The following is a 12,429-nucleotide window of genomic DNA, read 5'->3' as shown; positions in this document are numbered from 1 at the left end:
AGTTCAAGACAATAATCCGTCCTAAACTCCTTCTTCCTATCTTACAAAAAGTATGTCACTTACGGTCTTTCATGTCGCCTGTATTGATAACAGGTTGCGTTCCCTTGTCTGTAATGATTGAGACAAGTAAATTATTGATCAATTGGACTTTCCGATCATCGGTGAAATTGATTTCTTGTCCATCTTCGATTTGCTCTAAGGCCATTTGAGTGATTGTGACAGCTCCTTCAACAATGGTTTGTCGAGCAGACAAAATGGCTTTTGCTTGTTGACGTTGGAGCATGGCACTAGCGATTTCTGTTGCATAGGCTAAATGGTTCAAGCGTGTTTCGATTACTTCGACACCTGCTACTGCTAAACGCTCTTGCAGCTCTTTTTGCAACTCGTCAGACACTGCCGTCGTGTTTCCTCGAAGCGTCAAATCATTCTCATTGAATGTATCATACGGGTATTGGCTAGCGATATGCCGAATGGCTGTCTCACTTTGGATTTCTACAAAATCTTGATAATACGCTACATCGAATAATGCCTTTGCTGTATCAACGACTTTAAAGACTACTACTGCTGAGATTTCGATGGGGTTTCCATCCAAATCATTGACTTTTAAAACAGAACTATTGAAATTCCGAACTTTCAACGAAACAGTCATTTTTTGTGCCAAAGGTATCGTAAGGAAAAAGCCATTTTCTCGAATCGTACCTAAATATTGTCCAAAAAACAAAATTACTTTTGCTTGATTAGGACTGACTACAGTTGCCGAACTTAACAACAATAACGTGATCAACCAAAGAAAAATACTTAAAAAAAGTGCCCAAACTTTCGCTTGCCACATGCCTAAATAGAAGAAAAACAATCCAACTAAAGCTAATACGACCAATCCGACAATCCCTGCATAGCCATTGATATAAAATGCTCTTTTTTCTCTCATGCTACTTCCTGCGCTCCTTTATCCTTCAATAAATATCTAATGTTACTTTTTTAATTTTTTTTTCGAATACGCGCCATTACACCTTCTAGTTCTAACTCTTTGTCTTCAGTGATGTACCAATCGCTTGCCTGTGTCCCTCCGGCTGCCTGCGGTAAATAATCCAATTTTGTTCGAACCCAGTGCTTTTCTTCTGTAAAATAGTCTTCTACCAAGATCTCTAGATCCATCCCTGCTGAAAGAGGCAAATCTTCCCGAACAGATTTAAAGATAAATCGTTCCTTCTTCCCATCATACTTCAATATTCCTGTATCGATAATCGGTAAAGAATAATAATCCAGCTCTTTCTTCACCGTCAATAAATGTTTGAAAACTTCATGGTATACTTGCTCTAATTGACGACCTTCTGAATTGTTCGGGTAATTAACCATCACTTTTTCTTTGTCTGGATCATAGAAGGTTTGGCTTAGTTGAGTGATATAAGTATGTAATCTTTCCATTTCTGTCTTTAACTTTTCTCTTTGACCTTCTTCTACCTTCATATACTCTTTCACCCTGTTTTCTTTTTAGATATTTTCTTTCTTATTTTACTATAGTTATGTGCGTTAAGCGATGAAAAACAGCAAAGATTGGAAGGATCTTTGCTGTTTTTTCTTAAAATATCCAGTTGAGTACAGGATCAATCTGTTTCATTGTCCTCTTGATCCGTCGTAATATTGATCGATGTGTCTTTAGCAGTGATCTTTAGCTTTTTCTGTCCTTGTTCTAACAAAGTATTTGTTATTGGCTGGTAGTCTTTTTCAATATAAGATTCACCAGACGTTTGGATAGTATAGCCACTGTTTTCCATCTCGTGCAAAGATAAATTACCACCGTTTAGGATGACTTTTCCTTCTTTGCTGATCAAACTGTCTTCTAGATGGAAGTTGCTGTTTTCACCTGTGACGATCAAGTTATCCACATTGGCCTCATCTAGTCGAAGTGAGCCTAATTCATCTTTCGCAGTTATTGTTCCTCCTGTAAATTCATTGAACGATACCCAGCCATCATGTGTCTTAGTATTCACTTTTTTGATTGATACTTCGTTGATATCAATTGCACTATTATTCCCTTCGATTGTCAATTCAGATAATTCATGATCTGCAGGGACAACAATAGTGATTTGTGCACTTGTGTCTTCTAAACTAATGATTGCACCTGTTGATTTTTTGACTGCATTCACAGTCAACACGCCATTTTTCTCCTTTATTTCTGGCTTTTCTGTCTTATCATAAGTCGTTTTTATCTCAAAATCCAATCCGCGTATGACCGAAACTGTTTGATTTTCTGCATGGATGACGATTTTGTTTGCATCCTTGATTTTTTTTGTCTCAGTAACCATATCGATCAACCGAGGACCATTATCCCAAGTCAGACTTTTTTGAGCGCCTAATGTATAAGTTGCACCTGCTAGGAGGCCACCAGTAAGCATCAGACCAATACCGGTAATCAAAAAATGTTTCAATCTCAATTTATGTGTCCTCCTTCAAACGCCCGCTGAATGCAGTTCTCTTTTTGTAATAAAACGTCGTCCCATCCATTTAACAAAGTTCATCATGACATAAAAAAGCCCTTTTGTTCCTTTCAGCAACAGTGGCGAAATAAATACTGCGCTTCCTGTGGCGAACAGACCGACACCGATAAAGAATAATCCACTCAGAATCGATTGTCCAAACACACTTATTCCTGATATGATCATGAATAGGCCAACACCTAAGATACTGATACATAAAACATAGATACTAAAAATGAGCGCTAGTAAAGCAACCAATAGTCCCCCAATAACCAATATAAACCCCAGTGCTAGTGGAATGAGGACAGGAGAAGCAAATAAACCGATAATGATTAACCAAATCAGGCGAATTTGTCTTTTTGGATTTTTCACTAACTCGTTTTCTGCTTGTTCTTCTTCTGAAAAGTAACTGATTTTTAATTTTAAGGCAAACTGCTTTGGTGTACCATATTCATCAATGATCTGATCTAATGTTTTTCCAGAATCTAAAAAATATTCCTCATAATACTGGATCAAATCAAAACGATCGTCTTCAGGAATTTCTTGAAGATGATCCACAACTTCATTCAAATATTCATTCATTTGTGCTCTCCTCCAATAACCGGTCTAAAGAATCTCGAAAAACAATCCATTCATCAATAATTTCTTCTAAATGACGACTTCCCATTGGTGTCAACGAGTAATATCGACGGTTTCTGCCTTCAAAAGGTTCATCATAGGTCTCAAGATATCCTTCTTTTTTCAATCTTCTCAAAACCGGATATAGTGTAGATTCACTGACAGAGAGACTTTCTTGTACGATTTTTGTTAAGGCATACCCATACATATCTTCCTTGCTTAATGCTGCTAGCACAGTACCATCAAGAAGAACAGTTGGAATCTGGATGTGCATTACGTCACCTTCTATTCTCAAGTGTAATATTTTATTTCAATCTATATTATACAACATATAATATAGTTTCAAAATCAGTTTGTCAAATACAAAAAAACTGACTAAAAGATTTGATCCTTTTTAGTCAGCAAAAAAATGGCTTCTCTTTGATTTTTATTATAACAGTGGCATAATCCAATTTGTCCACATCCAGCTCAGTGGCATGATAACGATCATTGCAGGTATCATGTCAGCTACTGGGAATATTTTCACGTTGATCATTCTAAAACCGGTAGCGACCATCAAGAATCCGCCGCAAGCTTTAAAATCTAAGATCATGTCTGGTGTAGTCAATGGATAAATAAATTTTGCCAATAAGAACAAAATATAAAAAATAATGAATTGGGGAATTGCTATCACAGAAACGACATACCCTAAATTACACGCAAAAATAGCTGCTGTGAAAAAATCAAGGACAGATTTAGAAATCAAAATCGTGCTGTCTCCTGTCATCCCAGAATCTAAACTTCCATAGATCCCCGTACCACTTGCACAAAATAGAACAATGACCGTCACTAATGTACTGATAAATTCATCGTGGGTCATACCAAGCTTTTCACTAGGGAAGATTTTAGAAATAGGTACTTGCATCAGCGCAGCCCCCTTATTTATCCCATTACCTAAATGAACAATCAGACCAATCGCTGTTCCTATCACTAAAGCAAAAATAACAGCCGGCATATTTTTCATCGGCGCAATGGAATAGATTCCCATCCCCATCGAACACACACCAAAAACCATCGTCAGCTGTGCTTTAAAATGTTCACTTAATTTATTTCCTACTAATCCGCCAATTAGTCCGCCAAGCAAAACGGAACCTACATTGATCAAAACTCCAGTTGGCATCAAAAAACTCCTCTCTTTTTCTACGAAGCGAAAAAAATCAGAAAAATTTCTGTAATTATTGCTTTCGCTGCAAGAAAGATTGTACCAGACAGAGTAGGTTACACCAATTCATTTTTTGTGTTAAAGTATTCTTTATTGGAATAAGTAGGAGGAATATGATGGATATCCATAAATTTGAAGTTTTTCTTGATTTAGCCGAAACAATGAATTTCACCAAAACTGCTGAACGACAATTCACCACCCAAGGAAACATTTCTAAACAGATTCTTTCGTTAGAAACAGAACTAGACGTCAAATTATTCGAACGTGCCCATAGAAAAATCGAGTTGACCGAAGCTGGAAGCTTGTTGCTCCCTTATGTAAAAAATGTCGTAGAACAATACCATGCCATGCAAGAAGTGCTTGAAACCTATACGCAAGAAAACAATCTTTCATTAAATATCTTAACGATACCAACCATGATCAATTACCAAGGCTTTTCCAAAATTACCGAATTTTTGAAACGCCATCCTGAATTTACGGTCCAGTTGAAAGAAGTGGAAAGTATCGAACTGACTTATGACGATACAAATGAACATAGTGATACGATCCACTTTGCCAGAAGCTTTCAGGCCCCACCAAGTTCGATTGAGTGGTTGCCTACTGAAACAGACGATTTTGTAGCAGTTCTACCTAAAAATCATCCTTTAGCTAGTAAAAAGAAATTGGATCTAAGCGAACTGAAAAAGGAGAATTTTTTGGTTCTTGGCCCTACTACGAACTTGTATCAACCTGTGCTGGACTTGTGTCGCGAAGCTGGATTTGAACCGAGAATCTCTTATAAAGGATCAAGGATCGACTTGATCATCAATATGATTGCAAATGACATGGGGATTGCTATTGTTATGGAAAAAACAGTCAAAAATCTGTTAAAAGAAAATACTGTGATCCTCCCCATCTCTCCAACAAAAGAAAGTTATCTCGCATTTACGCGTAAAATCGGTGAACATTCTTTGGCTTCAGACACATTTTGGGAGTATTTGAGGCAAGAAGAGAACTAAGCCCTTCATTTTCTATCTATCCATCAAAAAAGAGAGCGACTCATGACTTTCGCTCTCTTTCTTGCATCATGTCCTTGTTTCAATAACACCTCTAACATTTCTCGTAGTTCAATAGGAAAGCAGCGATTTTTATGCCAAAAGAACCGTAAGAACATTTCCCTAATCACAAAAAAACGACTAAAAACCCCTAAAAACCTTCAATAGAATTTTTAGGGGTTTTATTCTTTTTTCTATTGTTTACTTAACCGTATCATTGCTGTCGTTCCTACTCCTTCGATACTACTATAATCAATACGTCCATCATGCAGTTCTAGAATTTTTTTAACCAGTGAAAGTCCTAGCCCATTCCCAGAAATTTGACGACTTGTATCTCCTTGATAAAATTTTTCAAACATTCGATCTCTGGTCTCTTCATTCATTCCTACACCTGAATCGGTCACTTCCAGTACAATCTCTGTGGCTGTCTCAAATAGTTTGATATGAATCTGTCCATTGATTTGATTGTACTTTATGGCGTTATCCATGATATTCAACCACACTTGGTACAAAAACTCTTCATTGCCTGTGTAATTTACTGCAGCAAGTTCGATATCCAATTCTAGCTGTTCTTTCTCCCATTTAGGCTGCAAAAAAACGATTACTTCTCGAATTTGTTCATCTAATCGGTACTCTTTCTTTTCCAGTTGGATACGCTGGTTTTCCAGTTTGTTCAATTTTAAGATGTTCTCTGTTAATTGTGAAAGCTGCGTGATACTTTCGATAATCCGATATAAAAATATTTGGCGTTCTTCGTCAGAGAGATTTGGGGCTTGTAACAATTGTACATATCCTTGGATCGTTGCTAATGGTGTTTTGAATTCATGGGATACACTGGACACAAAATCATTCCTCAATGTTTCGATACTATTGAGTTCTTGGACCATAACATTGAAATCTTTATACAGTTGCTGTACTTCTGCTACTTTCTGCTGTTCATCCATTCGAATCGAAAAATCTCCCGTTGCTACCAGACTCATATTTGTCCCTAGCGCACTGATTGGATGCAGGATACGCCGCCCAACAAAAATCGATATTCCTGTACCCACGACCATACTGAACCCCGCAAAGACGAATAACGGGTATAACGTTGGTTTTCCAGCCGATTCAGCAGGCGAGATAGAATGTCGAGACAATAAGAAAATAAAACCAAGAAAACACAGCAGTGTTACTAAGATCGAAATAAATACGATACTAGCAAAATAGATCCATAATTGTGAAAATAGCTTCTTTTTCATCTTTAAATAACCGCCTTATAGCCTAGTCCCCGTACTGTGATGATTTGAAAATCTTCTGTCTTTTCAAAACGGGTCCTTAAACGTTTGATATGTACATCGATCGTTCGTTCTTCTGTATTCGTGTCTAATCCCCAAATATCGTCCATCAACTGCTGGCGAGTGAAAATCTTGTTTGGATAAGACAGTAATTTATACAGAAGCAGAAATTCTTTTTGAGGCAGAATAAAAGAATGCTGATTTTGTACCACAGTATAAGTATCCAGCTCTAATTTTGTTTGCCCAATCGTCAAGATACTGCTGTAATTGATTTTTGAACGTCGAAGCAATGCTTCCACACGCAGGATCATTTCATTGACATCGATGGGTTTTGTCATATAATCATCTGCACCTAATTTGAACCCACGTTTCTTGTCCTCGAAATCAGCCTTTGCTGTAATCATCAGAACTGGCATGTCGAATCTGGCGTTACGTAATGATCCTACCAAGTCATAGCCATCCATTTCAGGCATCATGACATCTGTAATGATCAATTCTATATGTGTCGCTTCTAGTTTTTTCAGCGCATCCTCTCCATTCAGTGCGGTGATGACTGAAAAGCCCGCTCGTTCCAACACAGAACGGTAAAGCAACTGTAATTGCGGATCATCTTCTACTACTAAAATACGATTCATTGATCTCCCTCTGTTTTTTGAAAAATTTCTAGATTTTTTCTTGTAGTTCATCTTCAGTTAACATTTATTTCGTATACTACGATCATTGTTCTGATATACTTATTAGTATACCGAATATTTCAATACGGGAGAAGGGTGATTATGCTTCAATTAAAAGATATAAAAAAATATTATAAAGTCGGCGAAACCACCACCAAAGCATTGGATGGTGTGTCTGTCGCTTTCAGACAAAAAGAATTCGTAGCAATTTTAGGTCCTAGTGGTTCTGGTAAAACGACTATGCTGAATGTGATTGGTGGACTAGATAATTATGATTCCGGTGATATGGTAATCAACGGAAAGTCTACTAAAGACTTTAAGGACAGTGACTGGGATGCCTACCGAAACAACTCTATCGGTTTCATTTTTCAAAGTTACAACTTGATTGGTCATCTAGGCATTATTGAAAACGTTGAACTTGGGATGACATTAAGTGGTGTTTCTAAAGACGAAAAACGAAAACGGGCAGAAGATGCATTGCACCGGGTCGGCTTGACAGATCATATGCATAAAAAGCCAAATCAGTTATCTGGTGGACAAATGCAGCGAGTGGCCATCGCTCGAGCACTAGCCAATGACCCAGATATCCTTTTGTGCGATGAACCAACCGGAGCGTTAGATACAGAAACAAGTATCCAGATCATGGAATTGATCCAAGAGTTATCGAAAGAAAAATTAGTGATCATGGTCACACATAATCCTGAATTGGCCCATCAATACGCAGATCGGATCATTGAATTTTCTGATGGTAAGATCTTAACAGATTCCCATCCTCACATCGAACGACCAAAAGATGATCAATTTAACTTACGCAGAACAAAGATGAGTTTTTGGACAGCGTTGAAGCTTTCCTTCAACAATATCCGAACAAAAAAAGGACGTACTTTCTTGACCTCCTTTGCTTCCAGTATTGGGATCATCGGAATCGCGATCGTTCTGTCCCTTTCTTCTGGATTTCAAAAACAAATCGATAACACGCAAGCTGAAACGATGGCGAAATTTCCGATTACTATTTCTAAGGTAACGACTAACCAGACTCGTGACGATGCCGGATTGGGTGCAAGCAAAGCGGATTATCCAGACAGCAAAACGATTACTGCAAAAGTCAGCGAAGAAGATAAAGCACAGCACACGAATAAGATTGATCAAACATACGTCGATTACGTAACAGACATCGATCCTAACTTAAGTAATAATATCGGATTTACCCGTACTACAGGAATCAATCTTTTACGTGATGTAAATGGCAAAGTACAGCCTGTCAGCTTCTCGAATCAAAATCCTGATACGGAATCTCTTTCTTTATCTAGTACGATGTCAGCAATGACAGGTGTGGGAGTGTCAAGTTTCCCTACACAGCTTGACACTAGCAAAGAAAACTTTTTAAAAGACAATTATTCTTTACTTGCCGGAAGTTATCCAGCCTCAGCAACAGATGTCGTGCTGATCGTAGACGGCAATAATAATACTAATATCAACGCATTGAAGAATCTTGGATTTGATGTGAAAGAAGACGAAAAACTTGATTTTGATGATATCGTTGGTACAACATTCAAATTAGTAAACAACAATACTTACTATACAAAACTTCCAACTGGGAATTTTATCCCTAATACAGATTATGATGCGATGTATCAGAATGCTTCTGATGAATTGAAGATCTCGGGGATCCTACGCGTGAAATCTTCTTCTACAATGAATCTCTTATCTCCAGGAATCGCTTATAGCGATCAATTAACGACTCAAATCGTCAACGAAAACAAAGAATCAGAAATCGTCAAAGCTCAAAGAGACAGTGATGTAAATGTCTTAACTACTGAAAAAGTTGACGAAAATGCCAAACAAACATTGCTTAGTTATTTAGGTGGAGACAGCTTGCCTTCAAGTATCATGATTTATCCGAACAATTTTGAAGACAAAGAAAAGATCTTGGATTATCTAGATGATTACAATAAAGGCAAATCAGATGAAGATAAAATCATTTATACTGATTTAGCTGGAACGATGACTGAACTGACTGGCGGATTGATGGATGCTATCACTTATGTCCTTATTGCTTTTGCAGGGATCTCTTTAGTAACAAGTATGATCATGATCAGTATCATTACTTATACATCTGTGATTGAACGGACAAAAGAAATCGGTGTACTAAAAGCTTTAGGTGCACGTAAAAAAGACATCACTCGCGTATTTGACGCAGAAACGTGTATTTTAGGTATTTCTTCTGGGATATTAGGTGTGTTTATTGCATGGCTAGCTACGTTCCCTATCAATAGCATCTTATACAACATGACGGATCTAAAAAATGTTGCTCAACTAAATCCTGTCCATGCGATTATTCTAGTGATCGTCTCTACTATATTGACGATGCTTGGCGGTCATCTTCCTGCACGAATGGCAGCGAAAAAAGACGCCGCTATCGCTTTGCGTGCAGAATAAGGTTGTGACAACCACATTTAGATTTGAGTCATAAGAGCGCTGAAATAGTAGAAAACAGCAAGAAACGAGGAAGTAATATGTTCCTTGTTTCGCGCTGTTTTTTTTAATTATTTTTTATAATTCTGGTATACTTTTCTTTCCTTTGTACCACAACTCTTCTGGCGTATACCTGTCTTTTCCATTTATGAATACTGTTCCATCTGCTTCAATCGTTACTTCAGTCCCAATCCACATATTACGAGAAAGTGCGAGAAGATTTTTTCTTTTTCCTCTTCCTTTTTTTCCAAATTGCAAGGCATCGGTTATCTCTTCTGTCCAATGAGATTTCACGTATTTTACTTCTCCGTTTTCAAATGTAACTTTCAAAATATTCGCTATATTTTCCACTTTTACTGCTTTAGAAAATGACTCCTCCATTTTTTTCACTTTCCTTCCTCCAACACTAAGTATGCGCTTTCTTTTAGTGATAAGTATATCATAGTTTATTCTATTATCAAAAAACGCATCCATTCCGTTGTAGAATACTTTACCGAACAAGTTGAATTGTTTTCCTCTTTTTCACCTTTTACTATAGATAGGTAAAGACAACTAAGGAGGAATCTCTCATGACAGATCAACCGTATGATTTAAGAAAAGTCATCGAAGAACTAAAAACACTTCCAGGTCAATATCACGAAACAGATATTGAAATCGATCCTGAAGCAGAATTATCTGGTGTTTACCGTTATATCGGTGCTGGCGGTACAGTAAAACGTCCGACTCAAGAAGGACCAGCTATGACTTTCAACAATATCAAAGGTTTCCCCGGCACACGTGTGAACATCGGAACAATGGCTAGTCGTAAACGTGTAGGTGAAATTTTGCACCATGATTATCGAACACTTGGTCGTTTCTTGAAAGACGCTGTAGAAAATCCAATCAAACCTGTGAAAGTAGACAAAGCAGACGCTCCAGCACAAGAAGTCGTTCATCTAGCTACCGATGCAGACTTCGATATTCGCAACATTTTGCCTGCACCTACAAATACTCCTGAAGATGCTGGTCCATACATCACAATGGGTGTAGTCTTAGGATCAGATCCAGAAAAAACAATGAGCGATGTAACGATCCATCGTATGGTTCTAGAAGATAAAGATACGATCGGTATGTACATCATGCCTGGCGGACGCCACATTGGTCACTTCCAAAAACAATTCGAAGTCTTGAATAAACCAATGCCTATCACTATCAATATTGGTTTAGATCCAGCAATTGCCATTGGCACGACTTTCGAACCACCTACCACTCCACTTGGCTACAATGAACTATGGTGTGCAGGAGCTTTGCGTAACGAACCTATTCAAATCGTTGATGGTATAGCAGTCGATGAAGTGGGTATTGCTCGTGCTGAATTCATCATTGAAGCAGAAATCATGCCAAATGAAACAATGCAAGAAGATATCAACACGAACTCAGGAAAAGCAATGCCAGAATTTCCTGGCTATACTGGGGATGCTAATCCAGCTGTACAAGTAGTGAAAGTCAAAGCAGTTACTCACCGAAAAGACAATCCAATCATGCAAACAACGATTGGTCCCAGTGAAGAACACGTATCTATGGCCGGTATTCCTACAGAAGCAAGTATTCTTGCCTTGGTCGATAAAGCTATTCCAGGAAAAGTAGTAAATGTCTACAATCCTCCTGCAGGTGGTGGTAAATTGATGACCATCATGCAAATCCGTAAAGAAAACGAAGCGGATGAAGGTATTCAGCGTCAAGCAGCTATTCTTGCTTTATCAGCCTTCAAAGAATTGAAGACAGTCATTTTAGTCGATGAAGATGTTGATATTTTCGACATGAACGATGTAGTTTGGACTTTCAACACTCGTTTCCAAGGAGATAAAGATATCATCGTGATCCCAGGAATGAGGAACCATCCATTGGACCCATCAGAATTACCAGAATATAATCCTGGCTCTATTCGTTTCCGTGGGATGAGTGCAAAAACTATCTTTGACGGTACAGTTCCTTTCGATATGAAAGAACATTTTGTACGTGCAAAATTCCAAGAAGTAGAAGATTGGGAAAAATATTTGAAATAATGAATGATCTGCAACTGTTTTGACATCATAAAAAGGAGTGCGGAAAATGGAACAATTGGCACAACGGAAGAAAAAAATCGTGATTGGTGTAAGTGGCGCTTCAGGCACCATTTATGCCATCAACCTAGTGAAGAAACTAAAAGAATATCCGATGATAGAAACACACGGAATCATCAGTCCATGGGCAAAACAGAACTTAAAGCTGGAATCCGACTTATCACTAACTGAATTCGAAAGCCTGTTTGATTACCATTATTCAAACAAAGATTTAGGTGCTGCTGTCGCCAGCGGATCATTTTTGACCGATGGAATGATCATCGTACCGGCAAGTATGAAAACAGTCGCAGGTATCTCTGTTGGTTTAGGCGACAACCTGATTGCACGTGCTGCTGATGTAACAATGAAGGAGCAACGAAAGTTAGTCATTGTTCCTCGTGAAACGCCATTAAATGCCATTCACTTGGAAAACTTGACTAAATTAGCACGACTAGGTGTGCAAATCATACCACCAATTCCTGCTTTTTATAATCAGCCTCAAACGATCCAAGATCTTGTTAATCACCATACAATGAAACTTTTGGATCAATTTGGAATTGTAAATGAGCATTCAAAACGTTGGCAGGGTGATTAA

General features: G+C 38.0%; 13 protein-coding genes. 4 read left to right on the top strand and 9 right to left on the bottom strand.

Annotation, left to right across the window (positions count from 1 at the left end; genetic code table 11):
- Nucleotides 1–55: 55 nt before the first annotated feature.
- The 6 genes from IGJ87_RS01965 to IGJ87_RS01940 all read right to left on the bottom strand — a co-directional run bounded on the left by IGJ87_RS01965 (nucleotide 56) and on the right by IGJ87_RS01940 (nucleotide 4,254).
- On the bottom strand, nucleotides 56–928 hold the full coding sequence (locus tag IGJ87_RS01965; RefSeq protein WP_002286307.1) for an SPFH domain-containing protein: 873 nt from the start codon (nucleotides 926–928) through the stop codon (nucleotides 56–58).
- A 50-nt stretch (nucleotides 929–978) separates the two neighbouring features.
- Nucleotides 979–1,467, bottom strand: coding sequence for a DUF5348 domain-containing protein (locus IGJ87_RS01960; RefSeq protein WP_430609751.1), 489 nt, complete (start codon nucleotides 1,465–1,467; stop codon nucleotides 979–981).
- A 137-nt stretch (nucleotides 1,468–1,604) separates the two neighbouring features.
- Entirely contained in the window at nucleotides 1,605–2,396 is a 792-nt protein-coding gene (locus IGJ87_RS01955) for a DUF4097 family beta strand repeat-containing protein (protein WP_002322196.1), read from the bottom strand.
- 54 nt (nucleotides 2,397–2,450) lie between these two features.
- A complete protein-coding gene (locus IGJ87_RS01950) occupies nucleotides 2,451–3,059 on the bottom strand; it encodes a DUF1700 domain-containing protein (RefSeq protein WP_002297408.1) in 609 nt (202 codons plus the stop codon).
- Nucleotides 3,052–3,369, bottom strand: a complete 318-nt coding sequence (locus IGJ87_RS01945) for a PadR family transcriptional regulator (RefSeq protein WP_002286315.1) — start codon at nucleotides 3,367–3,369, stop codon at nucleotides 3,052–3,054. The genes IGJ87_RS01950 and IGJ87_RS01945 overlap by 8 nt, the downstream gene beginning before the upstream one ends.
- Nucleotides 3,370–3,525: 156 nt before the next feature.
- The gene (locus IGJ87_RS01940) at nucleotides 3,526–4,254 is read right to left on the bottom strand and encodes a DUF554 domain-containing protein (protein ID WP_049060589.1); all 729 of its coding nucleotides are present in this window, start codon (nucleotides 4,252–4,254) and stop codon (nucleotides 3,526–3,528) included.
- Nucleotides 4,255–4,412: 158 nt separating this feature from the next.
- Between IGJ87_RS01940 and IGJ87_RS01935 the strand changes: the two genes are divergently transcribed.
- Nucleotides 4,413–5,294, top strand: coding sequence for a LysR family transcriptional regulator (locus IGJ87_RS01935; RefSeq protein ID WP_002297410.1), 882 nt, complete (start codon nucleotides 4,413–4,415; stop codon nucleotides 5,292–5,294).
- Nucleotides 5,295–5,524: 230 nt separating this feature from the next.
- On the opposite strand, the gene IGJ87_RS01930 is transcribed toward IGJ87_RS01935, so the two are convergent.
- Both IGJ87_RS01930 and IGJ87_RS01925 read right to left on the bottom strand, forming a co-directional pair.
- Nucleotides 5,525–6,568 carry a HAMP domain-containing sensor histidine kinase gene (locus IGJ87_RS01930; protein WP_002294614.1) on the bottom strand — a complete coding sequence of 348 codons (1,044 nt, stop codon included), beginning with the start codon at nucleotides 6,566–6,568 and terminating at the stop codon, nucleotides 5,525–5,527.
- Nucleotides 6,569–6,570: 2 nt separating this feature from the next.
- The gene (locus IGJ87_RS01925; RefSeq protein WP_002297412.1) at nucleotides 6,571–7,239 is read right to left on the bottom strand and encodes a response regulator transcription factor; all 669 of its coding nucleotides are present in this window, start codon (nucleotides 7,237–7,239) and stop codon (nucleotides 6,571–6,573) included.
- 141 nt (nucleotides 7,240–7,380) lie between these two features.
- Here IGJ87_RS01925 and IGJ87_RS01920 point away from each other — a divergent pair, with 141 nt between their 5' ends.
- Entirely contained in the window at nucleotides 7,381–9,717 is a 2,337-nt protein-coding gene (locus IGJ87_RS01920; protein WP_002297413.1) for an ATP-binding cassette domain-containing protein, read from the top strand.
- Between the two features lie 114 nt (nucleotides 9,718–9,831).
- Here the strand turns inward: IGJ87_RS01920 and IGJ87_RS01915 are convergent, their stop codons facing one another.
- Nucleotides 9,832–10,143: a hypothetical protein gene (locus IGJ87_RS01915; protein WP_113787942.1), complete on the bottom strand. Its 312-nt coding sequence runs from the start codon at nucleotides 10,141–10,143 to the stop codon at nucleotides 9,832–9,834.
- Nucleotides 10,144–10,322: 179 nt separating this feature from the next.
- Here IGJ87_RS01915 and IGJ87_RS01910 point away from each other — a divergent pair, with 179 nt between their 5' ends.
- Nucleotides 10,323–11,798: a UbiD family decarboxylase gene (locus IGJ87_RS01910; protein ID WP_113787941.1), complete on the top strand. Its 1,476-nt coding sequence runs from the start codon at nucleotides 10,323–10,325 to the stop codon at nucleotides 11,796–11,798.
- A 46-nt stretch (nucleotides 11,799–11,844) separates the two neighbouring features.
- Complete coding sequence (locus IGJ87_RS01905) at nucleotides 11,845–12,429, top strand: UbiX family flavin prenyltransferase (protein WP_002297414.1); 585 nt, start codon at nucleotides 11,845–11,847, stop codon at nucleotides 12,427–12,429.

The sequence above is a fragment of the Enterococcus sp. DIV1411a genome (assembly GCF_050531945.1).
GTDB lineage: Bacteria > Bacillota > Bacilli > Lactobacillales > Enterococcaceae > Enterococcus_B > Enterococcus_B faecium.
This window is presented reverse-complemented; position numbering and strand designations above follow the sequence as displayed.